The sequence below is a fragment of the Planococcus sp. 11815 genome, from assembly GCF_051096385.1.
Lineage (GTDB): Bacteria > Bacillota > Bacilli > Bacillales_A > Planococcaceae > Planococcus > Planococcus citreus.
Genome location: NZ_CP096991.1, coordinates 1,594,853 through 1,621,645, shown reverse-complemented (window position 1 = coordinate 1,621,645; position 26,793 = coordinate 1,594,853). Strand labels below are relative to the sequence as shown.

Annotated in this window: 34 protein-coding genes; 2 read left to right on the top strand and 32 right to left on the bottom strand. The window is 42.8% G+C overall.

All coding sequences use genetic code 11. The features are described from left to right. Positions 1–36: 36 nt before the first annotated feature. The 11 genes from M1Q06_RS08275 to M1Q06_RS08225 all read right to left on the bottom strand — a co-directional run bounded on the left by M1Q06_RS08275 (position 37) and on the right by M1Q06_RS08225 (position 6,563). Positions 37–567 (bottom strand): SMI1/KNR4 family protein, encoded by a 531-nt coding sequence (locus M1Q06_RS08275; protein ID WP_434402745.1) that lies wholly within the window; start codon positions 565–567, stop codon positions 37–39. Continuing rightward, a complete protein-coding gene (locus M1Q06_RS08270; protein ID WP_274623297.1) occupies positions 564–1,043 on the bottom strand; it encodes a hypothetical protein in 480 nt (159 codons plus the stop codon). The genes M1Q06_RS08275 and M1Q06_RS08270 overlap by 4 nt, the downstream gene beginning before the upstream one ends. Positions 1,044–1,268: 225 nt before the next feature. Further along, positions 1,269–1,772, bottom strand: coding sequence for a site-2 protease family protein (locus M1Q06_RS08265; protein ID WP_434402743.1), 504 nt, complete (start codon positions 1,770–1,772; stop codon positions 1,269–1,271). Between the two features lie 32 nt (positions 1,773–1,804). Then, positions 1,805–2,167 (bottom strand): hypothetical protein, encoded by a 363-nt coding sequence (locus tag M1Q06_RS08260; protein WP_434402741.1) that lies wholly within the window; start codon positions 2,165–2,167, stop codon positions 1,805–1,807. 252 nt (positions 2,168–2,419) lie between these two features. Continuing rightward, complete coding sequence (locus M1Q06_RS08255; RefSeq protein ID WP_434402739.1) at positions 2,420–2,965, bottom strand: NUDIX hydrolase; 546 nt, start codon at positions 2,963–2,965, stop codon at positions 2,420–2,422. A 49-nt stretch (positions 2,966–3,014) separates the two neighbouring features. Next, positions 3,015–3,851: an alpha/beta fold hydrolase gene (locus M1Q06_RS08250; RefSeq protein WP_434402737.1), complete on the bottom strand. Its 837-nt coding sequence runs from the start codon at positions 3,849–3,851 to the stop codon at positions 3,015–3,017. Between the two features lie 152 nt (positions 3,852–4,003). Further along, positions 4,004–4,417, bottom strand: a complete 414-nt coding sequence (locus M1Q06_RS08245) for a hypothetical protein (RefSeq protein ID WP_434402735.1) — start codon at positions 4,415–4,417, stop codon at positions 4,004–4,006. Between the two features lie 577 nt (positions 4,418–4,994). Next, complete coding sequence (locus M1Q06_RS08240) at positions 4,995–5,249, bottom strand: hypothetical protein (protein WP_434402733.1); 255 nt, start codon at positions 5,247–5,249, stop codon at positions 4,995–4,997. Further along, positions 5,249–5,647 (bottom strand): GNAT family N-acetyltransferase, encoded by a 399-nt coding sequence (locus M1Q06_RS08235; protein WP_434402731.1) that lies wholly within the window; start codon positions 5,645–5,647, stop codon positions 5,249–5,251. The genes M1Q06_RS08240 and M1Q06_RS08235 overlap by 1 nt, the downstream gene beginning before the upstream one ends. A 27-nt stretch (positions 5,648–5,674) precedes the next feature. Further along, on the bottom strand, positions 5,675–5,836 hold the full coding sequence (locus M1Q06_RS08230) for a GNAT family N-acetyltransferase (RefSeq protein ID WP_232787222.1): 162 nt from the start codon (positions 5,834–5,836) through the stop codon (positions 5,675–5,677). Between the two features lie 286 nt (positions 5,837–6,122). Next, entirely contained in the window at positions 6,123–6,563 is a 441-nt protein-coding gene (locus tag M1Q06_RS08225) for a GNAT family N-acetyltransferase (protein WP_101805436.1), read from the bottom strand. A gap of 217 nt (positions 6,564–6,780) precedes the next feature. On the opposite strand from M1Q06_RS08225, the gene M1Q06_RS08220 reads away from it, so the two are divergent. Both M1Q06_RS08220 and M1Q06_RS08215 read left to right on the top strand, forming a co-directional pair. Continuing rightward, positions 6,781–7,425, top strand: a complete 645-nt coding sequence (locus M1Q06_RS08220) for a hypothetical protein (RefSeq protein ID WP_101190284.1) — start codon at positions 6,781–6,783, stop codon at positions 7,423–7,425. Positions 7,426–7,443: 18 nt separating this feature from the next. Next, positions 7,444–7,716 carry a hypothetical protein gene (locus M1Q06_RS08215; protein WP_434402728.1) on the top strand — a complete coding sequence of 91 codons (273 nt, stop codon included), beginning with the start codon at positions 7,444–7,446 and terminating at the stop codon, positions 7,714–7,716. A gap of 171 nt (positions 7,717–7,887) precedes the next feature. Here the strand turns inward: M1Q06_RS08215 and M1Q06_RS08210 are convergent, their stop codons facing one another. From M1Q06_RS08210 to M1Q06_RS08110, 21 genes are all read right to left on the bottom strand, one after another. Next, positions 7,888–8,436, bottom strand: coding sequence for a GNAT family N-acetyltransferase (locus tag M1Q06_RS08210; protein WP_434402726.1), 549 nt, complete (start codon positions 8,434–8,436; stop codon positions 7,888–7,890). A 44-nt stretch (positions 8,437–8,480) separates the two neighbouring features. Then, positions 8,481–9,131 (bottom strand): hypothetical protein, encoded by a 651-nt coding sequence (locus tag M1Q06_RS08205; RefSeq protein ID WP_434402725.1) that lies wholly within the window; start codon positions 9,129–9,131, stop codon positions 8,481–8,483. 25 nt (positions 9,132–9,156) lie between these two features. Beyond that, positions 9,157–9,900, bottom strand: a complete 744-nt coding sequence (locus M1Q06_RS08200) for a hypothetical protein (protein WP_434402723.1) — start codon at positions 9,898–9,900, stop codon at positions 9,157–9,159. An 835-nt stretch (positions 9,901–10,735) separates the two neighbouring features. After that, positions 10,736–11,017 carry a hypothetical protein gene (locus M1Q06_RS08195; protein WP_434402721.1) on the bottom strand — a complete coding sequence of 94 codons (282 nt, stop codon included), beginning with the start codon at positions 11,015–11,017 and terminating at the stop codon, positions 10,736–10,738. A gap of 87 nt (positions 11,018–11,104) precedes the next feature. Then, entirely contained in the window at positions 11,105–11,581 is a 477-nt protein-coding gene (locus M1Q06_RS08190; RefSeq protein WP_121299873.1) for a hypothetical protein, read from the bottom strand. 72 nt (positions 11,582–11,653) lie between these two features. Continuing rightward, the gene (locus M1Q06_RS08185) at positions 11,654–12,478 is read right to left on the bottom strand and encodes an MBL fold metallo-hydrolase (protein WP_434402719.1); all 825 of its coding nucleotides are present in this window, start codon (positions 12,476–12,478) and stop codon (positions 11,654–11,656) included. 313 nt (positions 12,479–12,791) lie between these two features. After that, positions 12,792–13,616, bottom strand: coding sequence for an undecaprenyl-diphosphate phosphatase (locus M1Q06_RS08180; protein ID WP_434402717.1), 825 nt, complete (start codon positions 13,614–13,616; stop codon positions 12,792–12,794). 255 nt (positions 13,617–13,871) lie between these two features. Next, the gene (locus M1Q06_RS08175) at positions 13,872–15,512 is read right to left on the bottom strand and encodes a M4 family metallopeptidase (RefSeq protein ID WP_434402715.1); all 1,641 of its coding nucleotides are present in this window, start codon (positions 15,510–15,512) and stop codon (positions 13,872–13,874) included. 309 nt (positions 15,513–15,821) lie between these two features. Next, positions 15,822–16,337, bottom strand: a complete 516-nt coding sequence (locus tag M1Q06_RS08170) for a hypothetical protein (RefSeq protein ID WP_434402713.1) — start codon at positions 16,335–16,337, stop codon at positions 15,822–15,824. Positions 16,338–16,399: 62 nt separating this feature from the next. Further along, positions 16,400–16,720, bottom strand: coding sequence for a hypothetical protein (locus M1Q06_RS08165; RefSeq protein WP_434402711.1), 321 nt, complete (start codon positions 16,718–16,720; stop codon positions 16,400–16,402). A gap of 282 nt (positions 16,721–17,002) precedes the next feature. Further along, entirely contained in the window at positions 17,003–17,833 is an 831-nt protein-coding gene (locus M1Q06_RS08160) for a LysR family transcriptional regulator (protein WP_434402710.1), read from the bottom strand. Positions 17,834–17,948: 115 nt separating this feature from the next. Beyond that, the gene (locus M1Q06_RS08155) at positions 17,949–18,476 is read right to left on the bottom strand and encodes a DUF421 domain-containing protein (RefSeq protein WP_434402708.1); all 528 of its coding nucleotides are present in this window, start codon (positions 18,474–18,476) and stop codon (positions 17,949–17,951) included. Positions 18,477–18,612: 136 nt separating this feature from the next. Then, the gene (locus tag M1Q06_RS08150; RefSeq protein WP_434402707.1) at positions 18,613–19,995 is read right to left on the bottom strand and encodes a M1 family metallopeptidase; all 1,383 of its coding nucleotides are present in this window, start codon (positions 19,993–19,995) and stop codon (positions 18,613–18,615) included. Between the two features lie 68 nt (positions 19,996–20,063). After that, the gene (locus tag M1Q06_RS08145; protein WP_434402705.1) at positions 20,064–20,720 is read right to left on the bottom strand and encodes an NAD(P)H-binding protein; all 657 of its coding nucleotides are present in this window, start codon (positions 20,718–20,720) and stop codon (positions 20,064–20,066) included. Between the two features lie 27 nt (positions 20,721–20,747). After that, positions 20,748–21,596 carry a TetR family transcriptional regulator gene (locus tag M1Q06_RS08140; protein WP_434402703.1) on the bottom strand — a complete coding sequence of 283 codons (849 nt, stop codon included), beginning with the start codon at positions 21,594–21,596 and terminating at the stop codon, positions 20,748–20,750. Between the two features lie 15 nt (positions 21,597–21,611). Beyond that, the gene (locus M1Q06_RS08135; RefSeq protein WP_121299895.1) at positions 21,612–22,076 is read right to left on the bottom strand and encodes a DUF2691 family protein; all 465 of its coding nucleotides are present in this window, start codon (positions 22,074–22,076) and stop codon (positions 21,612–21,614) included. Between the two features lie 38 nt (positions 22,077–22,114). Then, on the bottom strand, positions 22,115–22,513 hold the full coding sequence (locus M1Q06_RS08130; RefSeq protein ID WP_434402701.1) for a hypothetical protein: 399 nt from the start codon (positions 22,511–22,513) through the stop codon (positions 22,115–22,117). A gap of 278 nt (positions 22,514–22,791) precedes the next feature. Beyond that, positions 22,792–23,013 (bottom strand): hypothetical protein, encoded by a 222-nt coding sequence (locus M1Q06_RS08125; protein WP_058380847.1) that lies wholly within the window; start codon positions 23,011–23,013, stop codon positions 22,792–22,794. Positions 23,014–23,103: 90 nt separating this feature from the next. After that, complete coding sequence (locus tag M1Q06_RS08120; protein ID WP_434402699.1) at positions 23,104–23,811, bottom strand: DNA alkylation repair protein; 708 nt, start codon at positions 23,809–23,811, stop codon at positions 23,104–23,106. 84 nt (positions 23,812–23,895) lie between these two features. Beyond that, the gene (gene rnz / locus M1Q06_RS08115) at positions 23,896–24,849 is read right to left on the bottom strand and encodes a ribonuclease Z (protein ID WP_434402697.1); all 954 of its coding nucleotides are present in this window, start codon (positions 24,847–24,849) and stop codon (positions 23,896–23,898) included. Then, on the bottom strand, positions 24,849–26,090 hold the full coding sequence (locus M1Q06_RS08110; protein ID WP_434402696.1) for a DNA polymerase IV: 1,242 nt from the start codon (positions 26,088–26,090) through the stop codon (positions 24,849–24,851). Before M1Q06_RS08110 ends, rnz begins: the two co-directional genes overlap by 1 nt. Positions 26,091–26,793: the final 703 nt, after the last annotated feature.

Here is a 26,793-nt window from a genome sequence, read left to right as displayed (position 1 = left end):
TCCTAAACATATAGCGAGCATTCGGGAGTCACCGCTTTAATTCGTTTCCCGGAACAATTGGTCCAGGAATTGATCAAAAGACTCGGCGAGCTCAATGATCTCCCAAACTATTTCGGGTGAATCGTAATTCTCAACAATCAATAATACCGATGGATTTTCTTTTTGATTTTTATAATCAAATACAAGCCAATGATGAAAATCAGTCCAAAGCACGATGAGCTTGTCAGAAAGAGCTGTACTACCTCGCTCATCATTTGTAGAGGTAATCAGTTCTTTGGATGATAAAATACCGGTGTCTTCCACTTCAAAATGTATAGGTTCAATACTTGGCAAATGATATACCTCACCTGATCTGCTATTTGCTCTAGATGCGGGAACAGTAAAGTATGGGTAACGAAGTTCTCCCCCATTTCGCTTTTTCATCAAGTTTTTAAAAGAATTAGGAAAACGGATCCCCAAGACTAACTCAGCTTTTTCGATGACTTTATCATTGCATGGATAAAGAGGTCTGGTATTGTTGGTATCGCATTGCCAAAAGTTTCTTCCATTGTAGTAATGTTTCTTCATTTCGGTTCTCCGATCCATACAGCTCTGATGCATTCCTCATTTTCTATCCAGAAACTATATACTCCGTTATCTACTAAGTTTAAAAGTTTGATTCTTTCCTGGCTCGTGTTAGGCAATACATAAGAGATTTCATAAGCATGCTTTATCCATAAAAACGTAAAAGCATACTCAAAGTCTTTTAGAAACTCATCAAGTGCAGAAGAATAGTCTTCGGCAGGAATTCGCAACAATTTAAAAGCCTGGTTTTCTCTAAGCACCTCCGCTTTCTTTAGTTCCTTATAGACCGGTAGTCGAGGTAAACAAACAATTAAGGAATATTTTTGGGCAATCAAAGTATTAATGATATTGGTATATGAAGTTCCTGTCGTTTCAATTAATAATTCAGGAATTACATTTGTTTCATACATAAGGGCAAATTCGTTTTCAAATCGATCTTCTAAGGTCATTATTTCAATTTTTGAATGGATCGTTTGCATAATACCCTCCTGTAACAGCACTAGTTCGATATATTATAAATATACGGATATCGTTTAGAGATAACTAGCAAATTCTTAAGTAAGCTCCACTATAAATTTATTTCTAATCAAAAAAGGAAAAACTCATATTTGAGTTTCCCTCGTTCACACACTACTTATGTATTTTGAACGACCACTCTTACCACTTTAATGATTTGTTCTAAAGATCAGGTAAGCAACAGTTTATTACGTAATAAACTTTCGCTCTTTTCTATTCGCTTTCATCAAGTTCAAAGTCTGTAAGCCATCACTCGGAAGGCCACCTAAAAAGCGGGGATAAGTCCACGGAATCAATGATGTGATGAAGAGAAAAAAGTTTGCTCCTGCGCTATTAATGATTATATTCCCCGCTACTCCGGAAACAAAATGAGAAGCGATGAATAATGTCACAAAACAAAGCAATGATGCGATTGGCCCGCCAAGGTAGAAGACGAGTTTTTGTTTATATGTAAACGGCGTTGACTCTTTAGGGATGGAGTACTCGCAGAAGCCCGATATGGCGACGGTCAGATAGCAAGTAATTCTTCCAAAAGATAGCCTTAGCTTTTTCGCTTTGCTGGATGAACCCATAAATACTTCAGCTTTGGAATTTTTGCTCACTGTGACTGTTGTTGCTACAGCATGTCCCATTTCATGTATAAATAAAGAGCAGCTCACAACGAGTAAGACGATAATTATTTCAAGCAACATCAAATTAAACTCCCCATTCTCTATCAATGCTTTTACAGCATTTTTTCTTGATCTGGCTCTTTTGAAAAAACATCTTCTCCCACATCAAATCCTTCAGGATACCAATGGCTTTCAGGCAATTGGCTTTCCTCAAACAATGTGCGGAGATGGTTGATCGCTTCAACCCAAGTCGGAAATACTTGGAAGGCATACGGCGGGTCTCCTTCATTATCATTCCAAATTGCCCATTCGCTATTAGGCAGCTGTGTGGCATGATAAAACGCATCCCCCTCCATTTGAAAAATTCCAAAAGTGTTTTCTGAAGTATTCTTCCAATTCGTGTAGCCTAATTCATTAGAAAACTGGTCGTATTTTTCAAAAATCCACTTATTCAATACTTTCCACAACCGGTTCATCGCATCACTTCTCGACTTTACTAAATACGTAAAGAACTTATCAGACCCATGTAAGCCGGCAATTAGACGACATTAAAAAAGCCTCCAATTAACCTACCGATTCCCCTTACCGCCATAAAGAAGATTTTGAAGGGAAGAAATAACAGTTCTGGGATCCAAAATAAGACTACATCGAAAAAATCACTTTTATTCGTATTCTTCTTTTTCTGCTTGATCATTTAATCGGTCCCCTTTCAGTTCTCACTTGCACTCTTATTTGTTTAGAAACGACTTTGCCATATAATAAGCGCTCGCTGTAAACAACTGTGTTTCGATAGTCCGATTCAGTATCAAGTCATCAAACTCTTCGAAATCGATCAGTTTAACATCGATCTCTTCCGTATCATCCAATTGCTGATCGCTTGTTATGAATGCATCAGTGATTAGGTATGTAGAAATTTTATTGTTTTGAACGGCCGGATTCACCATATGTTCTCCTAGCAATATCGGATTTTTGTTTGAAGTGAATCCGGTCTCCTCAAGAACTTCCCTTAGAATTCCTTGCTTACTTGTTTCGTTTTCTTCAAGCTTTCCTGCAGGAATTTCTAAATAAAAACCTCTCGTCCCATGCCTGTACTGCTTTACAAGTACGAGTTGCATTCTCTCTGTAAGGACTACGGCATTCACCCAATCCGCATACTCGTTTACGTAAAAGTTATCAATGATAATTCCGTTTGGCAGCTTACATTGCTCTTTCCTCAAATTTCCGAATGGATTTTTATACAAATATTCTGCAGAGAGCGTCTCCCATGTTTTCATCTTTGAATCCCCCGCTCATTATGGTAGAGATACTATTAATTTATCAGGTCTATTTTTTGCGGCTGATCCACTGCGAGATTTTTTGGCTCACCACTTCCGGGTTCTCCCAATAGATATCGTGGGAAGTATCTTTCACTTCTTCCACAGAGAGAGCTAAGTACTGTTTGAGTCTCGCAGTTTCACTTTCACGATGGGAATTAAACGCCTTCGGCAAAGTGCTTCTAAGCAGCAAGACCGGTACTTCGACAGCACTTAAAGTATCAATGCTTGGCTCATTGAAATGTTGTTTCACATAATATCCGGCATGTTCACTCGTTAAAATCAACTTAATGGCATCATTTTCTGTTTTCATACTCGGTTTCATCATTTCAATCAATCGTTCAGCCAAGCCTTCCTCGGCCACCTCTTCCTCGAACTGAACCCAGGATGCAAAGGTGTAATTTTTACAATGCTCTTTTGCAAATCGAATCTCTTCAGTGATTGAACTACCCGGAATACTGCTTGAGCGTATATAACCGCCATCCAAGAGAACAACCGATTGAACCGAGAAAATTTCAGCAAATGCCAACGCTATATTTCCGCCTATAGAATGTCCAATTACATGAAGATCTTTAATATTAAGTTGTTCCATTGCTTCCTTTACCCACCTAGCCAAAGATGCCACTGAAAAGGATTCTTCTGCTTGTTCAGCTGTTGATGAACCATGGCCAGGCAAATCTAATGTGATGATTCTGTATTCTGGAGAAAGTAAGTTGGCCAGTTCAATAAAGCTTGCTGCCGAACTCCCCAGGCCGTGAAGAAAAAGAAGCGTTGTTTGGCTCGCATTCCCCCATGAGCGCAGGCCTATCTGTAATCCAGTTTCAAATTTAATGATTTCCTTTTTCATAAGATACCTCTTTTTATACATACTTATTTTACCATTTAATGTTTTTAAATACAGTACTAAAATCATAATTATTAAATAACTCGAGCTATTAATGAGCATGCAAAAAAAGAAGCTTCTCATCATCAGCTTCTTTTACGTTCTATATATTTCATTTACTCCAGTATGCTTTTCAACTCTTTTGTTTGTTCTTGATCTAGAGTATAGAACTCTTGCTTTTCTTCTCCTACCACTGCGTTTTCTCTATTGGACAAGACGGCACTGCCATCATCCATATACCATATGTACCGCCAAAGTTCAGAAACATTTTCTTGCGGTTTATCCAATGTAAGAACGAGATCCGCGACTGGCGCTAACTCTTTGGGCGGTTCTATTTTCTCTTCCATTTCAATAATCGCCCGCAACTCAGATATTGTTTCTGAATCCGTGAAACCTGTATTAAACTCCGCTCCCGTCGTGCCTTCATCGTTAAAAGGAGTACCTACACGAACTATTTCCTCTTCAGAACATCCTATTACCATCCTCACTGAAAGACATGCAGCGAGCAATACTAGAAATTTCCTCTTCAAAGTTCACCTCCTAACTATTATTACGCCCCTTCACTCCGGGTTGGTATAATTAGATTATGTAGGTAGGAGATTCTTAGATACTGGGAGCCATGATATGATAAAAAGCTTTCTCGAACGATTTTTCACTGCGGTTATTTCTGCCCCGCTTTACGTAATGTTGATGTTCTTGTGGCAGCTCCTCATTATGAATGAACAGGAGCTGTTGTCTGATACCACATTATTTAAAGTGTTATGGTCAACTTACGTATTTATTTTCCCGGCATTTTTTGTGCTGGGCATTCCGATGTCGTATTTAGTGGACTTCCTGACGCGGTTCGTACCGTCCAGTAATTGGATAGTCACCTATTGCTGCAAGCTTGTCTTATATGTTTTGTTTACAAGCCTCGTATTCTTCGTGATGTTCCGGGTCTTTATACTTTCTGATGTTGAATTGGTAAACACGAGCCTAGTCCCTGCGTTAATTGGATTTCACGTTCTGTTTATAGTGCGGAAAGATTACCGAATGAGGCATTCGTAAAATCCGCTAAAGAGACTGCTGATAAAGCAGTCTTTTCTTATGAACAAAAATCTTGTTAGTTTAAGGTGTACTCCAAAACAATGTAGAGATAAATGGAATAATGACAGCTAAAAGAAGAACCAATGAATTTCCAACTAAGCCCACTACTCTGAGCGATCTGTTCTTGGCAAAGAGTGCTGCCACGATTCCGATTAGCGGCAGAGCAACAGATACAATCATAGCTGAATTAGAGAATAGATTTTCATTAAAGAACCAAACTGTATAAACAGCCAAAGAAATCAAAAACGCTGCAACCGAGATTGTGCCTGAGTTCATTATTGTCTACCTCCTCTGGTCAAAGAATCAAATTCACTTTTTAAAATGGAAAAGATTTTGGTATCTCGAAATTCTCCTTTGATGCGTTCATTCTTTCTCAAAACACCTTCGAAGGCCATGCCGGATTTTAGCATAACTTTTTCAGATCCAATATTGTCTACATCGCAGCCGCCTTCGATCCGGTTCAACTGAAGCACGCCAAAACCGTAGCTTAGGACTTCCTTTAACGCTTCTGTGGCGATTCCCGCTCCCCAAAATTCACGATTTAACACATAACCTATTTCTGCTTTTTGATGTTCATTTGACCACCCGACCAGCGAACAGGTTCCGATGACTTTCTCGCTTTCTTTATAAACAATCGCCCATACACCGCTTTGGCCATCTTTGTATCCGTCCACAGTCGGCTGCAGGAAGTTGGATAGGGTTTATTCTTTGGAATCGTTCTTCTCCCAGGTCATGCGATGCGCCACTTCGGGGTCGGAAGAGAATTCGAACACATCATCTAGGTCGTGTTGCGTTACTTTTCTTAGTAGAAGACGCTCCGTTTCGAATGATGGCATGTCTTTTAAGTGGTTTTCAATTTTCATGGTGAACCTCCTTTCGTTACATACTTTGAAAACTTTTATATGTTTAGTTGGGAAATGTGAAACCATTCCTTATTTTGTCAGTATAACCATATAGATATAAATATATTGAGGAGCGAATAATTATGGAGTCTTTTGAATTTCTTAACTGGGGAGATATGATTTTCACCTTTGTATTTTTTATGGTATTGCTCATTGTAATCCGATTTTTCGTTAAAAAAAGAAGCCGATCTTAATTTTAGTAGGATTGATAGAGTGTGGGAGGATCAGCATTTCTTTCACGCTTTTTTCATTTTATACTCAAGCTCATGCTGACAGTCTTTGTTGTAAAACCCATATTCTCATACATATGCACGGCTGGATTTTCAGCTTTTGCGCTTAACCGGACTTCTGTATATCCGTCCTCTTGAAAATGCTCGATGACTGCATTCATCAAACGTTTTGAATGTCCTTTGCCACGATATGGTTGTCGGATATACAGTTCGTAGATAAACCCGTTCGGCTTTTCGGTAAACTGGTCTTTTGTCGTGCCTACTAGTACCCAGCCAAGGATTTTATCTTGTTCTTCCGCAATAAAATAAAATCCGCCTTTTTCCAATAGAGGCTGAACCAAACTTTCGACTTTTTCATTTGAAGGCATCACTTCACCCAAAGTCCCATCGTAAATAGCTTGTGGCGATAAGGTTAAAATAGCGTTCAAGTCGCTGTGATCCGCTTTTCGGATGTTCATTTTGGTGACATCTCCTTTAATGGGGCTATATTTGTTACACGATTTTATCTTTTTTCACACTCGTATATTGGAAAACAGCTAAAAACATCGAGAGTTTTGCGTCGTATAGTCATCCTGTTTTATGAATGAAATTCGTATGACGTAAAATTACTTATCTGGATAAAAAATGTATGTTCTTTATACTATAATACATTAGCGATTAATTGGAGGAGATACAATGAAGAAATTTGCCATAGGATTAGGAATCTCATCCGTCTTGCTGGTGGCAGGATGCAGTGATTCTGAAGGCTCGGCTAATATTGGTGGTAATGAAAGTGAAACAACGCCTGAGGAATCCACAACTGAGGTCACGGCTGAGGAAGAGACTCCTGAACAAGAAGATGCGCAACTGGAATCTCCTTATCAAGAGATCAAGGAGCATTTCGACAGTTACGAACTGCCTGAGGAAGGTCGTTTGGCGGACAGTGAATTTGTGAATGCGGTTGAATACGAAAATGGCTATACCTTCGATCAAGACACGAAAGCCATGGTGGCCCGAATTCATTCGGAGTCTGGCCCCGCTGAACCAACGGATGGCCAAAATACGGGTGTCGTTATGGGCTGGCTTCAAGATGCTTCGGCAATACCGACGCCTGAGAATCGGACAAAAGGCAATGCCGCAGGACAAGTCGACCCTATCCTTAACAGGCTCCAGCAGATCAAAGAACTGAATGACTTTGAACCCTTAGAACAATGGGTGATCGAGACGGAAAACAGCCTTATGAACTTCGATGAGATCGAAACCGAACAAGAAAGAGCCGAGGTCTATGCAGATACCTATGAAAGGCTTGAGAAGATGAGCTCACTGATACAGGAACCTTGAGGAATAAGGAGGAATTACATGATTTTGATTTTAGCTGCCTATATCGCTATTTTAAGTTTTGCAGTCCATAAGTTTGCAGGAAAAAACAGGGAGAAGTGGATCAATGCCGGATTTCTTACCGCTTTTGTCCTGCCCTTGGTCGTCTTCTTTCTCCTTCTTAACATTCTAGGCACTTTAACAGGAGCTGGAATGGGTTCCGCTGCTGCAGGATTGTTATTTGGAGCCGCCACATGCATCACTGGGTTCGTCTTTTTGTACATTGGGTACACTGCAAAACCCGAGCATTCGTAAAAAAAGCCTTTTACGGAAATGAAGAGGGAGAAGATGCGCATTTATTTTAGCGCAGCTTCTCCCCTTTTTTATGAATAAACCGTACTGTTCACTTCGCTGAAGCATTTCAATTAAATCCTGGATTTTATGAGCTTAGATTGTTAGCTAGGATACTTTTCTCCATAATGCTTCCTAAAGCTCAAACACCTTGTACCAGTACAAAGTAATATCTATATTGGGATTCGCTTTTTGTTTTAAGGTATCAGCACCACCCAATACGAATCCTTGATTTGCATAGAAACGACATGCGATTACATTATCGTTCTGTGCTTCAAGAGATAGACCAATCAATGATTGTCCCTTTGCCCATTTTTGTGCAGCTTCTAACAGGAGCTGACTAACCCCTTTTTTTCGAAAACTTTTGCGGACGGCGATATTCTCGATGTATGCAAAGCGGTTCCAGTCTTTCACCAAGCGAATTTGCCCGACGCATTCCTTCCCCTTCATCGCCAGGAACACCACTTTCTTCTCACTGTCGATATATTCTTCCCAATTGAGCTGGTCATCAGGAAAACGCGTTTCCGATGGATTGTCGTATAATTGTTCTTTGTATGACCATTTTCCATTCGAAAAGCTCGGGAGAATGTTGCCGATAATAGAAAAAGGCTCATTTGCTTGGTTTACAACAGGGATTAATTCCTTCTGTAACCGCTTTATTGAAACCTTCTCGTTATGTTCCATACGTAACTCCTCTCGATAGATCCTACCGGTTCATTATGTAAGTTCTATAAAATTCTCGTTTTATTCCCGGCTTTAATTTTTAGATTTATACCAAATGAAGTTCCAGAGTCGATATGCGCGGGAACACCTGATAAGTCGATTAATTCTTTTAAATGAATGTGCTTTTTGCTATTGGCTGCTAGTGTAACGGTATAAGGGCCAGCTAAATTCATCAGCGACTCCATCCGCACATCTTCCTCACTAAAAAATGAATCGATAAATTCCAATTCAACTGTTACAGCCTCATTGCTGTGATTCTGTAATACCAGGTTGCATTCCCCGTCCATGGTGTCATCCATTGTTTCAAAGCCACATTGACCATTTCCATCGTACGAAATAGCTGCGGCGCCACTTGCCAGGGTTTCCTGATACGCCGTGATCAATAGATTCGGTAAAAACATATAGATAATGACTACTGCAATTAGTGCGCGAAATTGGTATTTCTCTAAGCTGTTTAACAATAGAATAATAGCAAGAACAAATAAAAGGGAACCTATAATTCCCAATAGATTGTATCCATTTTCATCTTCGATTGCAAAGGACATAAAAGTAATTTGTGCCCCTGTCATCACATCGTTGGGGAATGGAAAAAACAAGGACATGCATATAGCGAAAATAATAAGCGAACCAAAGACCCCCGATTTACTTTTTATCATAATCTATCCCCTTTTTTAGTTATGGTCATCTTCCTTGATGTGCGAGATCTTTCCCTAAAATAATAGTACGCGTCAAGTTGAGCATATTATCTTGAACCTGCTCCGTATTTCTTTTCCGCTCAATTAAATAACCAATGTGGTAAACGAAGCCATCATGGTAGGAATAAAATTCGTTTGCGGCGGTACCGACCACATTCAACTGTTCTTCCTCTGCATCATATTCATAGTATCGGTACAATAAAGCACTATTTGTTGTCAGCACTTGCTGGAAAATAAAATCATCTCCGCTCAGCTCTTGTTTTTCAAATCGATTTCCAACCGAATCAGTTGCTTCTGCAACTTCATAATTCTCAACCGGATTTTTTTCCATTTCAGTTACAGAGATAATAAAAAACTCATCTACAATGCCCTCTTCCGATTTACCGAGGTAGCTTAACTGGACTTGATGAGTCACTTTTCCGGTTCGGTCTTCGGAAGTGACCACATACGCATTTTCCTCATTTACTTCAAAAGGCATTAAATCAGAATCGATCCCTTTTTCGAGCAGGTGATGTTCACCTAAAATCGACGGAGGCAATTGATGTGCTTCTGCAGGTTTATAAAACTCCACATGTTCTCTCTCATTCAACCCGTCATAAGCATTGAAATTTTCGCTGAACGCCAGCCCAGTCCCCTCTACTTCTTCTAATCCGTCCGGAGCACTAGAACAGCCACTACATAGGAAGATACTCATCATTATCGACATAACAGGTACAAATGGTTTCATCATTTGCGTTTTTAGCCTCCCCCAATATGGCTTCCAAAACAGTTCCACTTCTGCGATAACATGATGGCGTGAATTGCGTTAAATCCCTGAGGCCACATCAATCGGTGTAGCTTCATCATTTACAAAAACCTCAATGATTTCGTGTTCTTCATCGAGGGTTAATTTGTAGATGGTTTGCTCAGATCAGATCTCCCCTTCTTCAGCCACATTCAAATTCACTTCTATCGTTTCCCCATCTTCTTCAATATCGGCAGTCACGACCGCTTCAAACTAATAAACAACATAAGCACTATCTTCTCCTTCGTTAATAAGCTGGAGCGGGGCCGCGGGATCAATTAGGTTCTGCAGTTCTTCCTGAGACAATTTCAGTTCACTGAAACTGAGTACGGTATAGGTAAGCTGCAATAAAAAAACTCATTTCATCAGTTATGAAAATCTAATGAAATGAGTTTGCAGCTTAATGCTTCAGTTCTTGATGACAGACTCTAGAAGACCCGGAATGCCATACATAGGAGCATCCACTTTCTGGAGGTAAATGCCAAGCCCCACAACTAAAATGATGACAACAACGGATAAAATCAACTGCACGCTTTCTCGAGACACCCGGCCTTCGCTCCCTAAATAGACTGCAACTAAAATTGAACTTAATTAAAGGAATTCGTTTACTATTTTAGCTATTAATAGAATACCACTAGTATTTGGAAAGTAAATATTTATTAGTAAATATTTCATTACTAGTTACAATGATCTTCATGGAAAGCCTAAATTGAGTCTAAATGACTTGTTTCTATCTTCACATCGATTGATATAGAAAAGTTTCACTAATGACCTTGAGCATCTACCCTCCAAAAGAAAATCCAAATAAAGTAATCAAAAATAGCGCAAGCATAATGGCGCTAACGGTTGTGGTCAACCAAGGTACGATGAGGCTGCTGCAGGTTTCTTTTACTATGCCGCCTATTCCAAAAAGCAGTCCGAGAGGTGCGGTAACAAATGAATACAAAATAATCGTTAAAGCCCCTAAGCCATTGATGAACAACATGTTTACGATCGAGATGATTTGAATGATGAGAATCAAAAGCATGGCAAAAGAGATTTTGCCCATGTTCGTTCTTGGCACAGAATCCCTCCTTTTAAGCAAATCCATACAGAAATCAAGTAAATTTTGCGGTGATGGCAATTTAGCCATACCTTTTAAAAATTTACGTTAATACTTATTAAATTGTTGAATTTCGAGTGAAACCCCTGCCTCTTCCAGTAAATTCATGATAAGTTCTCTCGATATACTCGAAGGCATAATAAACCGATAACGCTTATTGTCATCTAAAATAAACAACAATGTCCCGTTGTCCTGCAAAAATGAATGAGAAGTGGGTTTTTCATTTACTTCGACGCTCTTGATATCAACTATATTGAGTTGAAAATTATTTTTATGCTTTAGTAGTTCTAGTTGATCGTTTTGAACTGCTTGGTCAATCTTGTTTTCGCTGCGCTTAGCTGATTTTTTGTAAATCATATCACGCAACATGTAAATCAAACCCGAATAGGAAAACCAAACGTCATTGTCTTTATCGAATTTATAGTCAATTTTAAAGAAGAAAAGCTTCCCTTCTTTAATAAACACTTTATAGTTCTTATCGAATGTAAAAGTACTCGGTTTCTTAAGATAGAATGATTGATGCATTTTTTGCTCCTTTTATATTTGGTTTATTCTAATGTCCGGTTTATTAAATTAGATATAACGCAAGTCGGGATATCAGGTCTTGAACAGCACTCCATTTAATGCATCTACATATCTTTTCGCCGAGTTTTGTACGGCTTCCCGCGCCTCGTTCATTACGATCCGGTGAAAGGCATCATACACTCGGTCGAAGCGGATTTCATTTAACTGTGCCGCCATTCTTTCAACAGTGGGCGCAGGCAACGGAATGAAGTTCGGGTAGCTATACATAAAACTGACCCACTGGCGGTCTGCTACGACACGGACGATATCGCCTGTCAATAACACGCCTTTGCCGGCACTTCCATCTTTCCATTCCAGGATAGCTGCACCTTTGAAATGGCCACCGATCCGGTGCAGCGTGAACCCTTCTGCAACTTCGAGCGTTTCGCCTGACCAAAAGATAATGCGATCGCTTGGTCTCGTCACCCATTGCTTGTCATCTTCGTGAATATAGATTACCGCATCAAAAGTTTCAGCCCATTCCACTTGAGTCGAATAATAATGCGGATGGGACAAGGCGATAGCATCGATTCCCCCTAGCTCCTTAACCGTTTCGATTGTCGCGGTATCAAGATAGCTTATACAGTCCCACAAGATATTGAAGTTTTCCCCTTGAACCAAATACGCAGTTTGCCCAATTCCAAAACTCGGTACAGTCGTTATGCTTGAAAGCCCTTCCTCTTCTGACAAAATCTCATTGCTATAGGTATTGGATGCGACCATCTCTTCCAATGTCGTCCAACTTTGCCCTTTTGGATTGACGTATTGCCGCTCCTCGGTACAGATCCAACAATGCTCAGGTACTGTCCCAGCACTTTCGGTTTGTACGCCACATGTGTTGCAAATGAACTTGTTCATTTCCTTCATCCTTCCGATTTATAAGTTTCTATTAAAATTAGTATATCCTAAGATTTTCAAGTTAAATTCATTCATAGGTCTGGTTTTTCTATATTATTTGCAACTTCGACTTCGAATCAAAATAGAAAATACTAGCTGTAATCTTTTGAATTGCCGTGTGACAAAGCAGGTTTGTCTGGGGAACTTGTTTTTGCTAAAACACGGTAGCAGCATACTTCAACAAAAAAAAGAATCTCATAAGAAATTCTTTTTCGTTACTGGTTCTATCTATATTCAACTACATCTATTTATTCCCATGCCATTGCACTGTTGGTCAAAGAAACACAATGAACGCCAAAACGCTGGCGAGCACAAGACGGTAAATGGCAAAGGGCACCAGCTTGATGTGTGAAATCAATTTCAGGAAAAACTTGATGGAAATCAACGCAAAGATAAATGCCGTGACAAACCCTGCAGCATAGAAGCTGAGATGATCAAATGAAATGGCTTCCCAATTTTTCACGAGCGAGACGATCGAAGCTCCGAGCATAATCGGGACGGCCATGATGAAAGTGAAATCAGCTGCAGTTCTGTGATCCAGCCCGAGCAGCACGCCCCCTGAAATGGTCGAACCTGAGCGAGAGAAGCCTGGCCATAAGGAAAAGCTTTGAACGGTGCCCACAGTTAAGGCTTTAAGGTAACTGATTTCATCCAGTGAATTGATCGACTTTTTTTGGGGGCCGAATTTATCGGCGAGGATCATGAAGAATGCCCCGATGACCAATCCGATCAGCACGGTTTCAATGCTGAATAAATGCTTATCTATAAAGTCTTCAAACAGCAAGCCGAAAACCCCTGCTGGCACAATACCGATCAAAACGTGCAGGATATTGAATGTCGTGGGTGTGTCTTGCTCGATTTTATATAAACCGACAAGGCTGAGCATGCGTTTCCAGAAGACGAAAACGACCGCAAGAATGGAACCGAGCTGAATGACGATTTTGAAGGTATTGGCTGACGGCCCTCCTAAAAAGCCTTCCGTGTTAAGCCATAAGTCATCAAAGATGATCATATGCCCTGTTGATGAGATGGGCGCAAATTCGGTTAGGCCTTCCACTATCCCGAGCACCAACGCTTTCAATATTTCGATGATCTCCATAATTGCTCCCTTTAAACGTAGTAGACTGACAATATGAAGACGCTATTTTTTAAATACGGGTTCCGCCAAAATTCCAAGCCTGAATTTATTTTTCTTCAATCTAATAAAGTCCCGTTACCGATCGCATCATCCTTAACTAAACCCGGTATTCCGTACACAATCAATCGCTCGAGTGCCAGTGCCATCTTCCACTCCAAACTAAAAAGCACTAGCCGCCTGTCCAGGTAGACAAACGGCTAGCAAGTTTTAAAATGCTTATTCGTAGATACCTACATCGTCAAATCCTTTAGCCGTCGCTTTTTCTTCTGCGCTGCCTTCTCCGTAGATATCAGCCGCTGACTGGACAATGAGTTTGCGGGCTTCGCTGAAGTTGGAAGTTGGCGTCAAATAGACCGTCAATGCACGGTAGAAAATCTGGCCAAGTTTTTCCTTGCCGATCTCTTCGCCGATCAAGTAAGCTGCGTGGTTGGTAATGGATGAATTGATATGGACGCCGCCGTTATCCAAACTTCTCGGCAAGTCATAGAACTCATCCATATGGGAAGGGTAGTTTCCTTCACCGTCGCCGTACTCCACGTAAGCCGCATTAACTGGATATTTGCTTGGGTCGCTTAAGCTGCGCAACGAGGCCCTGCCGTCTTCTTTAGCATCAGGGCCCATGATGTCTTCCCCGACTTCCCAATCGTCCTCATCAACCAGGGCCCCGAAAATATCCGCAAAGGATTCATTCAACGCGCCGGATTCAAAACGGTACTGGAGATTCGCCGAATTGGAGATCACGCCGTGCGTCATTTCATGCGCTGCGACGTCCAAGCCGGCTGATAATGGCACCATGAACGAGCCATCGCCGTCGCCGTAAGTCATATGGCGGCCATTCCAGAATGCGTTATTATAGTTTTCGCCGTAATGCACATAGGAAATAATCGCCATGCCGTTGTCGTCGAGCGAGTTGCGGTCGTGTTCATCATGGAAATATTCATAGACTTGCTCCGAGTTATAATGTGCGTCTACAGCTGGGCGTAAATATTCATCTTTCCACGAAGCGCTGTGGTTCGTGACAATTTCCCCGTCGTTGGCATCAAACGTATAGATGCCTTCCAAGTCTTTATGAGACTCATCCGACAGGCTAAAAGTCGTGCCTTCTTTGGCTTCTTTACTCTTCGTTGTGTGAATTTTGCGCTGCTCGCCGAGTACGCCGGTTCCGACAGACTGATGGATGTCTTCAGCATGCATGATCGCATTATACTGGTCAATTACCCCACCGCTTTTCGCATCCACAAAGACGAACCAGTTGCCGGGCTTGTCCCCGAGAAAGTTGACGTTTACCTTATAAGCTAGATGATTTTCACCGTCAAACGGATAGACGACGACTTCCGATTCTGGAGCATACTCGAGTTCTTCTGGAGCATCAACTGCGCCTTTCGCTGTTTGAATGGCTTTGACGACGCTCACAGTCGGCGTCGTGTCGACACTGCTGGCGGACGCTTCAGGGAAATGACCGCCGTTAACGGAAACCAATTCGTCCTGTTCGTTGTAATGAACAACCACTTCTGCTCCCTCCACTGGGACGCCGTTGACTGCCTGGCTAAAGCGGACGTGCGTCATGCCGAGTGAATCCTTTTCAATCTCTTTTTGCTTTAAGTTTTTCTTGGGGTTTTTCAGTCCGGTCTTGTTCTCGTTTTCCGCTAGGTAATCAAGCGCATTTGACGCATTGCTTGAAGCCCGCTTCTCAGCGATTTTCTCTTTGACGAATACAGGGACATTGGCATTTTCATTCCACGTTTTATCTGGCGCACCATTTCCTTGTTGACCATTTGCCAATGTGGTGCTGGCTGTGAAAGAACTTGCGACGAGAGCAGATGATAAAATGACAGGTACAATATATTTTTTCTTCAAATTTTTTCCTCCTCGACTTTGATAAAATTTAGTATACCGAAGTAAATTTAGACAAGCAATAAGATTACAGATTATTTGGTATATTTGAAAAATACTACCTAGTAATTTTTGGAGAATCTCTATCCTTATACATAAAGGGAAATATTGGATTTACTAAAAACAGCTCTATGCAGGATGAAAGGCATATGTATAAATGGAAAAAAGGAAACGCTGAATGTCTCAGCATTTCCTCTTATTTGTGTGGGCTTATTGAGAGTTTCATTTGCCATCCTCGTTTTATAAGTACTATTTTATAGCAAACTCAATTCTTCAGCGCACTTCCACCACTTTGTCTAAAGGCAATTCCAAAGCGCGAAGGCATAAGTCTTTCTTGAGCGTTTCCAAGGTTTCTGCTTCCTCCTGTGTGAGCAGGCAGTCCCTTTCTTTTTTCACCAAGTCGTAAAACAAAGCAGGCAGGAAATCTTTTTTCAAGCTGACTTCCACTTCTTCTCCTGTGGCCCGCGAAAAGATGAATGCATAGGAACTTTTCGTGTAAGGATCGAACCTGGCAGTGGGATAGTCTGGATCTACGAAGTATTTTCCGCGCGTTTCGGCTCTTGTGATGAATTCGAAGGCATCTCGGAATCCCGCGCACCCCTGTCCTGCTTGGATGGATAGTTCTTGCCGCTCGGGCACATCCATGCCGTAGAGCGCCTCGAATGCGGCTTCAGCCATGCGGTAAGCGACGCCGACAGACGCCATTTCTTTGGCTCCGTGGTATTTACGGATATCGTCGAAAGCGATATGGACCAATTCCTGTTCATCGTAGATTTGAATAGCTGTCATTTCCAATACCTCCTGCAATGAATGATGTGTATATAAGACTTTTCCGAATTCCTTATTCTAGCTCAATCAAATTCCTGCTTTTTCTTTTTGTTCAGCCAATAGGCGAATATAACAGCGGCTGCCATAACGGCAAGCGTCGTCTTGTTTACCTTTCCTGCTTGTCCATCAATTTCTTCTTTGATAAGAACGTTCGCCTCTTGCTCAGTATTCGCAGACTTCAAATCACTTGAAGTAAAGAACCACTTCAGTCGGTCCGCCGCTTCGTTAGGGTTATGTGCAGTTTCATGGCTTCCAATTTCGATCCTTGTATCCTGCAGCATTTCGGCAGCGGCTGTGCCGGAAAGCGACAGGCCGATGATCAGCAAGAAGAGGAATTTTTTCATCTGCTCGCCCCATTTCTCCAGTGGAACTCAGCGCCTTTTAAAAGAACCCGGCATAAACCGAGATTTCTCTATCGCTGTGCCACTTCAATCTACCATCACTGAGAATTGTTATCAACTAGGTGGTTGATAGCCATAACTGATTTTTCCCTTTTCCACCATACGCTGCGGCCAGTTACATTATTGTTCGTGATGGCGCCATAAACATTTCTTATAATAGAAAAACTCCCCTCATTAAAATGAAGAGAGCTTTTCCGAAATGTGATCGCAATAGGCTTGTTCTGCTTAGGTTAATTGTTGTTCCGGATCAATGACGAGCCCGTTTTGCCGGACAATGCGCAGCCCTTTGACGGAACGGTAAACCAAGGAAGCGTCCGTTGAATCGAGCGCTTTTAGCGGAAGAAAGGAAACCGAATCACTTTGCCTCAGCGCTTTTTTGATGATCTTGAAATCGGTCATCTGCATATATAAAGCCTCGACACCTTTTGCTTCGAGCGCCTGCTGGATGAGTGTTTGCATATGCCTGCTTTGTGTCTGCAATACGGCTGCATGTTCGAGGTCTTTGGCATAGATCACTTTTCGGGTCGCCAAAGGATGGCTCGCGGAGAAGACCAACTGGAATTCTTCCTCAAACAAGCCTTGGATGTCATACGATTGGTGTAATTTCTCATCTTCAGGATAAATCGGCATGACAGCGAACTTGGCTTTCTTAGCCATTAACTGCCCATGCAATTCCGTATAGCAACGGCCGTTGATTTCAAAAGGGCAAGCCTTGCAACAAGCAGCGTGGACATCGAATAATTCTTCGTAATAATTTTCGGCAATGTGGTTGCTCATATAAATGGCAACTGGCTTTTGGGCGGCAGGCGTGGCCATGAGTTGTTGTGTCGCCTCAAACAAGTCGAGCAGCTGCCTGGCTTGTTTTTGTAAGAGAATGCCGCGCTCTGTCAGCTCAATCTGCTGCTTTTTGCGGATGATGAGTTTCACGCCGTAGTATTCTTCCAAATAGCGAACGTGCTGGCTGACGGAAGGCTGCGAGCAATACAGCTGTTTCGCCGCCTCGGTATAGGATCCGCATTCAGCCAGCACTTGAAAGGTATGTAATTTCCCCAGCACGGCATTCACCTCTTTTAATTGATAATAATTCTCAATTCATCATACCATAAAAAATCCCGCTCTCGTGTCCAAAAGCGGGATGATGAGCAATAGCTCCATTTATATAGGGATAGTTTCAAGCATTGGAACGTTCAACGCCTTCGAGGGCATCTTTTGACTGAGTATCCTCCTTTTTGATAATCGACAATGAACCATCTCCTTCCAACACGATCGCTTCCACTTGTTCAAAGGAGCTCAAGCCCTGCTGGCGGACTTTTCCGCGCAAATCGTCTTTTCGGATGCGGTGCTTGTGCATGCTTTTCTCGTAAAACTTACCGTCATGATAAATGAAACTCGGATTGGCCTTGATCAAATCAGCGAACCCTTTGGAATTCACCGACAGTTTTGAAACGATATACTGCAGCAATGTGAGCATAAACAAGACAACCACGCCGTCTGCAAAAGACATTTTGTCACTGGTGATGATGCTGCCGAGTGTGGCCCCGTAGGTGACGGTGATAACGAAATCAAAGATGTTCACATTGCTTAAGCTGCGTTTTCCAAAAACCCTCAACATGACGATGAGAAAAGGATACGCCAGCATACACATGATCGCGATGCGCAGCACGCTTTTCCAGCCATCGAATAAAATCGTATCCAGCATTTCAAATCCCCTCCGGATGCTTCATGTATTCTCCAAATACCCGGCCTTTGCTTCATTAAACGGACATTCCATAAACGATAAACGGAGAACCCACCCGATTTTAGCTAAGTTCCCCGTCTTCAAAAGCATGATTATCTTATTGAAGCCAACTATCCAAAAATGCCTGCTGGTCCCCTTCGAAAGAATCCTCAAAGAACTCCCTGAATTGTTGTTTCGTCACCCGCTGAAATTGAAACTCTTCGTAATAATCCGCTAGAAACTCCAGCGCGGCCTCGTTTCCGCCGCGCTCGTCGAAAAAGCCTTTCAGCAATAAAGGAACTTTGCCATAGACGGTCGCATAATAGGCCGGAGTGTCAAATTCATCAAGCGCCAAATCAGCATAGGTTTCCGTTTCGTAAGATTCTTCATAAGCCTTTGCATTTTGAAAACCGCTATCCTCATCACCGTAATAGTCGCTAAGAAACAAACCGGTGCTAAACTCGGTCAAACTCTCATCGAGCCAAGCGTTTTCGTATGGGTCATTGGCGACCAAATAGTAAAACCATTGATGGGCTATTTCGTGTACCAAGATCGAATCAAGCAAGTCTTCGTCCATCGGTACTTCCACAATATTTGGGTATTCCATATAGCCGTCATTCGCAATCAAATCCAGTTCAGCAAACGGATAATCGCCAATGTTTTCTTCAAAATAAGCAAATGCTTCGACTGACAGTTCAGCCGTCTTCTCCAGGATTTCCGACTCAGCCGGCACAAACACACGCAACTCGGTATTTCCAGACGTGCGTTCTGCGACTTGCCAATCGGCTGGATCCAAAAACGCCGCATAAAAATCCTTGATGGCTTCTCCAGTTAAGGTTCCAGATGAACTGGCCTCTGCCGGACCGTCTGGTGCAGAAGTGGCGATCAGGTAATCCTCTGGCAATTGATAAGTGACCGTATAATCGCCGTACCCCGTTTCATAGGATTCTCCTTTGGGATCATAGTCATTGATTTGCCAGCCCCCGTCATATTCAGCAAGCATCGGATACCAATGAGCTAAGTAATAATTGTTTTCCACCTGAGCCAAGCGCATGCCGTTTTCAGGTAAGGTGAGGGTGTATTCAATCGTGACAGCTTGTTGCTCGCCTGGTGTTAAATCCGATACCAGTTCGATAAATAAACCACCACTATCCAATTCATATCGCAATTCATCTTCACTCGAAGTGATTGAATTCACTTCTACATCCGCTGGTTCTTCTGAATAAGCATTAGTCATTTCTGTATTCATAGCGTTGGGGACAAAGTGGAACGCGATGTCTGCCCAACTTTCCTGTGAGTTATTTGTAATTAGGATGTCTGCAGAAACCTGGAAAATTCCTGCTTCTCTCATTTCGAGCTCAATGTCGTAGCTAGTGTTGCTTTGTGGAATGCTAGCATTTCCCGTTTGCTCACTCGGTTCATCTGAATAATATTGAATAACAAAATAAATAAAAAATGCAATGAAAAACAGAAAAGCCGAGAACCCGATTTTCCTTTTCACTAGCACACCTCCTTCACTCAATGAGAAATTGAATAAAGATATTTATTTCCGTTTTTAAGTGGTTATATTCAATCGAATTTTAAAGACGCGCGTTCGCGTATGACTGTCCCTATCAATGGTTCATTATCACCTTGTGTTCGTTTCGCAGAGTTGATCATCGCCATAGCCAATTCTTCAGTGGGAAGTGGCTGTTGGGAGCGGAATAATCCTGCTTTATTCATGAATTGAATAGCTTTTAAGCCCAGCACTTCGAAGGTGCGGTCGCTTCCCTTCCTCATTAAGATCGGCGGCTTGATGATGGTTAACTTGGGAAAGCCTAGCTCTTTGACCGCTTCCTCCAACTGCCCCTTCATCTTTGAGTAAAAGCTGCGGGCTTTTGGCGAAGCAAACTCAGCTGATACCAATACATACCGGTCGACTCCATTTTCTTTTGCGGCTTTTGCAAATTCATATTGATAGCCATAATCTACTTTCCATTGCTCCTCTTTGCTTCCTGCCGCTTTAATTGTCGTGCCCAAACAGGAAAACAGCACATCCCCTTTCACCAAGTTGTGCCACGCATCCGTCCGGTCAAAATCGATGACATGGACCGTTAATTTATCATGCTGAATATCCAGTGGACGCCTTACGAATACATCGACTCTTTCAAATGAATCATCTTTCATCAATTGCTCTACAAGGTCTTTTCCTGTCGCTCCTGTTGCACCGATCACTAATGCGTTCATAATGGTCCTCCTTTTATGATGAAGTTTTTATGAATATATGTATTCATCCTCGTTTTGTATTTCGTATAATTTCACGGCGCTCTCTTCAATTGAAATAAAGTGGGCCTGTTCTGAAGGAGGCATTCCTCTAAGACGCCCTGAAAATGTCCCTAGCAACTCTAATTGACTAGTTCCTATTTTCAGCTGATACAATTTCCCGTTGCTATCGTAAGGATTATAAAAGTACGCATAAGCCCCGCGAACACAAAGTCCAGCTGAACCGTGGAGCATTTCCGGAACATTAAACAACCACAAGCCCCGCTTATGTGGGTCAACGGCAACTAATTGAAAAGTCGGATATGGGAACAACCAAAGTTCCCTGCCCTTCCCTTCACAGATTGCATAACAGTCATCTATATCCGGCCGATCAAGTAAATCGCTATGATACCTGAAAACAGTCTTACCCGATAAATCCTTCAATATCAAGACTTCTTTATCAATCCCACCGCCAAATATTCCTTCATCATAATAACTGAACCAGATGCCTTCTTTGCAGGCAATTTGATCTGCCACATATTCCCCTGCGTAAAGGGTTTCTATAATCTTGCCTTCTCTATTTATAATCAATTGTTCCAATCTGCTGCTTTCTTTGATGGGGAAGTCAGAAAGCGCACTCACGATTAAATTTGCTGAATCAATCCATCGAATACTGTGGAAGTTTCTTTGAATGCCTAGCTTTACATCTACGCCATTTAACTGAATCCATGATTGTTTGTTCTTCTCAAAAATAATAGCTAACCCATCATCTTCTGTCCAATCTGCATCAACTATCTGCACAGACCCAGTTTCTTTTTTCTCTATGGTATATAGAACTTGTTCCTCAATTCGCTCAGCCATCGATACCCTCCTCACTCACCACACTGAAAGTCTTGTACGCGCATCGTTTTGTTCATTTAAATATTCCAAATCCCGAAAACCAAAACTGTGTGCGTTCTCATAGAGCGCATGGAGCATTTGCTGATCTTTGCAATAGATCGTCGTATAGATTGTATCGACAATTAGCAGGACCAATTGACAGTCGCTTGCAGCAAACTCCTCGTAAGTTTCTGGATGTGAAGTAACAGGCCCCTGAAAAGCGCGAAGTTCTGCAAAGATCACGTAAGCTCGTTCGGTTTCGATTACTTCCTTCAGCTCTGAACCTGTCAGTTGCTCTGTATTATGTGGAAACAGATCGTTCGTATGACTTCCATTCCTGCTTGCAAAAGCTTCTACATTGTCTATGTGCCACTTAAAGGCTTTAATGTTTATTGGATGAAGGATGTCTTTAAAAAAACTTCCATAGTCATTCGGCAATTCAAAACTGATTCCCCTCTTCAAAGCATGTCACTCCTTACCACCAAGTCTTAATGGGTTTTTTAGTCATCTGCGGACAGTTCTTCAATAGAGTATAAAGTCATCGTTTGTTCAATGTATTCAACCTTACAGGGGTAATCACCAAGTCTGACAGAGTCGAATTCTGCAAAGTCTCCAAAAATCACTTTCCCATTTAATTCAATATGGATTTCTTCTATATGAGTTCTTCCGCTCGTTTCAAATTTTGTAATGCTACAATTGCCACTTTCAGTTTCGAAATCACCGTTCTTAATCGCAATCATGTCTTGTACGGTCCAAAATATAAGCATTAGGCAGAGCAAACCAAATAGTGCAGTGGTAATGACCACTAAATAAAAATCCTCGGCTTTTCTTTTTATATAGTAAACAACCGTTGAACTGCACAATAAAGCGCCAAGCGACGCAAAAACCAAATCCGCCAACACTATTTCCCCTTTTGTATATATATTGAAAATCGCGGGCGCAGTTCCATCGATTTTCCTGCTTTCTGAATGGTCTATTGATATGTAAGAATTTTATGTCAACTTATTTTACCATATAACACATTCTGGAAATCAAAGTGATGAAAAAAGAGATGGCCCCACAGCGCTTATGGTCGGCAAATGACAGAGAGAATTGAGAGCAAAGAAAAAAACCTAGATGGCTGGCATTTATCATGCCAGCCATCTAGGTTTTTCGCTTACTCATCACGAAGGTTTTCTTACCACTTGCCGTTTTCTTCAAGAATTGATTTTAAGTCTCTGAACAAATTATTATGTGTACGAGCCATTTGCGTCCCTTCATGCTTATCGGTATGTTCAATGCTCGTAAGCCATGAATCTTTTCCGGCATGCGGGTTTTTGATAGACATATGAATCGTATGTTCATCCTGTTTCCAGAAGTTCAAATTGAGTCCTGCCAGTGTTTTGGTTTCATTTGCCATGATTATATTCTCCTTTAAATTACCATTTAAATCATATTGTACCACAAACAACTTGCAGTTCTATTGTTTATTCAACCCTAAACGCTGCAATCAACACCTAACAAATTTGCGCTTAAATCCAAGACGCCCCTTCTCCAAGCCTTGCTGGATACTGTCATAGGCATAAAGCTGTGTTGGTTTCTTGTTTTCCCTTTTGAGTTCGACTTTGCCAACGGCTTTTGCGGTTTCGGCCGCTTTGTCGCTCAACGGCTTATAGGAAATGCCGACTGTGTAGAGGAAATTATTCATCGATGCTTTCGTCCGTTCAGGGGATGCGTGGATCGTTTCTTTCACTGTATCCAGCATGGCGGAAATTTTGTCTTCCGAGAATTCACTGTCCTTACGGTTGCCAAGCAGCCAGCAATAACAGCTCCAGCCGGCAGACATGCGCAGCTCATCGCCGCTTTCTATCCATTTGTCGGCCACTTGCTGCGCGATATCGGATTCCGACAAGGTAACTGCCACGACATAATCAGACAGCATGTAGAAATAAGCCCCGTCCATCCAGCGGTCGAAGTCAGCTTCTGTCATCGCTTTCGGGTCAGCGATAATGCCTGCAAAATACATAGCATCGTAATTGCCCGTCGCATATAACTCTTCTGCTAAAGGCTGGTCAATTTTGATTTGTTTAGCCATTGGCTTCATTGCACCTGTGGCCACGCCGAATACTGGCTCTTTCGCCCCGCTCGACAAGTACATTTTCTTCGTGCGTTCTTTCCCTAGCGCTTCGAGTTCTTGCATGACAGTCTGAAAATCCATGTTCCGCACTTCCTTTCGCTAATAAAAGACGTTTTCCTTGCTGTTCATTCGATGCTATCGAAACAACCGGAAAACGCCTGATACTCAATCCTCTATTATCTTCACCATCTGGCGCTCTTTTTTATTCCACCCGAATTCGTCAAAGTCGTGGGCGATTTCGCTGTCCTCGTGGACTTGGCGCATGCTTTTCAATAACTCTTTTTCATGTTCCGGCATAAACCTCGCACTCATATGATTGACGATGAGTTTTTGAGCTCGGGCTCGTCTTGCCACATTAGCCGCATCCAAAGTCGTCGAATGGCCGTATTCCTTAGCGAGTTTTTCCGTTTCGCCGTCGAACGTCGCTTCATGGACGACTAGGTCGGCATCTTGCGATAATTGTTCCGACTTAAGGCAGTACTGGGTATCACCGAGAATCGCGACCGTAAAGCCGGGTTCTGCCGGGTCGGTCACTTCTTTGGATTCCACTTTTCGGCCATCCTCAAGTTCTACGGTTTCGCCCGCCTTTAACTTGGCAAGCAGCGGGCCCTTCGGTACACCGAGCTGTTTTGCTTTGTCCATATCGAGCTTCGGCAATAGCGGTTTTTGCTTGATGCGATAGCCGTAAGTCGGAATGACGTGCGCCAGGAGGCCCGCTTCGACGGTCATCGTGTCGTCTTCAAAGATGACGCCTTCCTTCACTTCGTGGAAACGGATCGGGTAAGTCAAATGCGTCCGGCTCAAGCGCAAGGTCATTTCCACGTATTCCTTCAGCTCTTTTGGGCCGTATAGGTCGAGCGGCTCATCGCCGCCTTGGAACGATCGCGAGCCCAATAGCCCCGGCAAGCCAAAAATATGGTCACCGTGCATATGGGTAATGAAGATCTTCTCGATTTTTCTCGGCTTGAGGGTCGTTTCGAGGATCTGATGCTGGACCGCTTCCCCGCAGTCAAACAGCCAGACAGCTCCCCGTTCTTCATGTAATTTCAAGGCGAGCGCCGAAGTATTGCGTTGTTTCGACGGCATGCCCGCCCCTGTTCCTAAAAATAATACTTGCATTAGCGTTTCTTCCTCTCATGGTCACTCAAAAAATCTTTGCTTAAGCTGGTTTGTGCGTCATGCTTCGACTGATGATACGGAATTCCTCTAGAGACAGAGCCTTTGCCAAAACGGCTTTCGAGTTTGGCAACCAAATCCAGAATCGGTTCATCTTTCGCATGCTCCTCGAAATTAAAGAGTGATAATTGCTCGGTCATGTCGCCCTTATCGACGACATTTGAGACGGTCACGCCAACAAGCCGTAGCGGTTCGCCGTTCCAATGCGTCTCAAATAATTGCCACGCCTGTACCATGATGTCTTGCTCTTTCCACACGGTATTGTTCAAGGTGACGCTGCGGGTGCGGTTTTTCCAGTCGGCGCTGCGCGTTTGAATGCTGACGGTTGGGCCTGCCAAGTTTTTCGCATGCAGCCTGGCGGCGACTTTCGAGCTTAAAGTCTTGAAGATTTTCTGTAAGCTTTCCAAGTCGGTTTCATCGAACGGCAAAGTTGTCGACGTGCCGACACTTTTGCGGTCATAGATTGAATCCGGGTCGACTTCGCGGCTATCTTCTCCTCTGGCACGCGCCTGCAGCCGCACGCCGTTTTTCCCCATCTTCTCCTTAATCAAGCCCTCCGGCGCATTCGCCAAATCGCCGATTGTATAAAGCTTCAAGCTATTGAGCTTTTTCGCGGTACTTTCACCGATGCCGTGCATTTCAATAACTTCTCTTGGCCATAGGATGCGCTGGATATCGCGCTTTCTGAGGATAGTGATGCCAAGCGGCTTTTTCATATCGGACGCCGTTTTGGCCAGGAATTTATTCGGCGCGATGCCGATGGAACACGGCAAGTCGAGTTCTTTCAGGATGCGCTGCTGCACCTCTTCTGCAATGTCCACCGGATGCTGGTCAGCCGAGAGTTCCGTCACGTCGATATAGGCTTCATCGATCGACACTGGCTCGACGGCATCGGTATAGGTGCGCAAGATCTCGAACATTTGCCGCGATGCTTCCCGGTAGCGATCGAAGTTCGGCGGCATCAGCAAGAGCCCGGGGTATTTCTTCTTCGCCTCATGCACTTGCATCGTCGTATAAATGCCATGCGCCCGCGCCTCGTAAGAACAGGTGACGATAATGCCCTTGCGCTCTTTCGGATTTCCCGCAATCGCCAGAGCTTTTCCTTTCAGCGACGGATCGTGCGCCTGCTCGACGGATGCATAAAAGCTATTCATATCAATGTGGAAAATAACTCGCCCCGCCATAACAATCGCTTCGCTTTCCTTTTTCTTTCAGTGTATCAAAAAAAAGGCGAACAGGCATCCTGTTCACCCTTTCCAGTTCCAATGGATTTGTGCTAGATTTATTAAACTTTGCTAAATAAAATTAGTGCTTAGTTGGACTTGTAAGCGTGGTGTGCTGACCGTTGTTTTTTTCATCTTTGAATAGCCGCCTCCCGCTTTGGGCTGGCCTCTCACAATAAGCCAAGAAGAACACTTGTCTTATTGCTTCGGCTCGCCCGTGTGCGCGGTTCGGCTTTAATATTTCATTGGATATTGCATGCGATGATGTGTCTTTTCGTTTGAATTCATCCACTGGTGGGGACGCTTAGCTAGACTTGATGGTTATGAAGTTGCCGTGACTATTCAATTTGAACTTACAAAGCTGAACAAAACTATTCAAATTAATTCCATTGTCAGATGCATTTGACTTACTTTCTAAAACTAGAGATGAAGCGGAAAGGGGCGAATGGATGGCGAGGGGAAGCCGAGTCCATTCATTTGCGACGCATCTGCTTGCAGATGTGGGAGCAACGCTTTCCATATCAGTGAGAGAAGCGTCTCAACACCCGCCCCATCCCCGGGCAGCTGAAAGCGCGACGTCCTGTCGCATCAGCTGCATGACTCGCATCCTGCGAGCCCCAAGCGTGCCCCTTGCAGCGCAATCTCCAGAACATTTCTACACACA

Bases quoted from the DNA above. Each gene is read 5' to 3' on its own strand.
- M1Q06_RS08145 (WP_434402705.1), bottom strand. From the start codon at position 20,720: ATGAACGCATTAGTGATCGGTGCAACAGGAGCGACAGGAAAAGACCTT.
- M1Q06_RS08155 (WP_434402708.1), bottom strand. From the start codon at position 18,476: ATGCTGGATACGATTTTATTCGATGGCTGGAAAAGCGTGCTGCGCATC.
- M1Q06_RS08275 (WP_434402745.1), bottom strand. From the start codon at position 567: ATGAAGAAACATTACTACAATGGAAGAAACTTTTGGCAATGCGATACC.
- M1Q06_RS08240 (WP_434402733.1), bottom strand. From the start codon at position 5,249: ATGAACTCAGGCACAATCTCGGTTGCAGCGTTTTTGATTTCTTTGGCT.
- M1Q06_RS08140 (WP_434402703.1), bottom strand. From the start codon at position 21,596: ATGGCTGAGCGAATTGAGGAACAAGTTCTATATACCATAGAGAAAAAA.
- M1Q06_RS08220 (WP_101190284.1), top strand. From the start codon at position 6,781: ATGAAGAAATTTGCCATAGGATTAGGAATCTCATCCGTCTTGCTGGTG.
- M1Q06_RS08120 (WP_434402699.1), bottom strand. From the start codon at position 23,811: ATGGATTTTCAGACTGTCATGCAAGAACTCGAAGCGCTAGGGAAAGAA.
- M1Q06_RS08180 (WP_434402717.1), bottom strand. From the start codon at position 13,616: ATGGAGATCATCGAAATATTGAAAGCGTTGGTGCTCGGGATAGTGGAA.
- M1Q06_RS08190 (WP_121299873.1), bottom strand. From the start codon at position 11,581: ATGCATCAATCATTCTATCTTAAGAAACCGAGTACTTTTACATTCGAT.
- M1Q06_RS08260 (WP_434402741.1), bottom strand. From the start codon at position 2,167: ATGAACCGGTTGTGGAAAGTATTGAATAAGTGGATTTTTGAAAAATAC.
- M1Q06_RS08225 (WP_101805436.1), bottom strand. From the start codon at position 6,563: ATGAACATCCGAAAAGCGGATCACAGCGACTTGAACGCTATTTTAACC.
- M1Q06_RS08270 (WP_274623297.1), bottom strand. From the start codon at position 1,043: ATGCAAACGATCCATTCAAAAATTGAAATAATGACCTTAGAAGATCGA.
- M1Q06_RS08170 (WP_434402713.1), bottom strand. From the start codon at position 16,337: ATGACAGCTATTCAAATCTACGATGAACAGGAATTGGTCCATATCGCT.
- M1Q06_RS08200 (WP_434402723.1), bottom strand. From the start codon at position 9,900: ATGATGAAACCATTTGTACCTGTTATGTCGATAATGATGAGTATCTTC.
- M1Q06_RS08230 (WP_232787222.1), bottom strand. From the start codon at position 5,836: ATGAAAATTGAAAACCACTTAAAAGACATGCCATCATTCGAAACGGAG.
- M1Q06_RS08165 (WP_434402711.1), bottom strand. From the start codon at position 16,720: ATGAAAAAATTCCTCTTCTTGCTGATCATCGGCCTGTCGCTTTCCGGC.
- M1Q06_RS08210 (WP_434402726.1), bottom strand. From the start codon at position 8,436: ATGGAACATAACGAGAAGGTTTCAATAAAGCGGTTACAGAAGGAATTA.
- M1Q06_RS08250 (WP_434402737.1), bottom strand. From the start codon at position 3,851: ATGAAAAAGGAAATCATTAAATTTGAAACTGGATTACAGATAGGCCTG.
- M1Q06_RS08215 (WP_434402728.1), top strand. From the start codon at position 7,444: ATGATTTTGATTTTAGCTGCCTATATCGCTATTTTAAGTTTTGCAGTC.
- M1Q06_RS08110 (WP_434402696.1), bottom strand. From the start codon at position 26,090: ATGGCGGGGCGAGTTATTTTCCACATTGATATGAATAGCTTTTATGCA.
- rnz (WP_434402697.1), bottom strand. From the start codon at position 24,849: ATGCAAGTATTATTTTTAGGAACAGGGGCGGGCATGCCGTCGAAACAA.
- M1Q06_RS08265 (WP_434402743.1), bottom strand. From the start codon at position 1,772: ATGTTGCTTGAAATAATTATCGTCTTACTCGTTGTGAGCTGCTCTTTA.
- M1Q06_RS08255 (WP_434402739.1), bottom strand. From the start codon at position 2,965: ATGAAAACATGGGAGACGCTCTCTGCAGAATATTTGTATAAAAATCCA.
- M1Q06_RS08125 (WP_058380847.1), bottom strand. From the start codon at position 23,013: ATGGCAAATGAAACCAAAACACTGGCAGGACTCAATTTGAACTTCTGG.
- M1Q06_RS08185 (WP_434402719.1), bottom strand. From the start codon at position 12,478: ATGAACAAGTTCATTTGCAACACATGTGGCGTACAAACCGAAAGTGCT.
- M1Q06_RS08205 (WP_434402725.1), bottom strand. From the start codon at position 9,131: ATGATAAAAAGTAAATCGGGGGTCTTTGGTTCGCTTATTATTTTCGCT.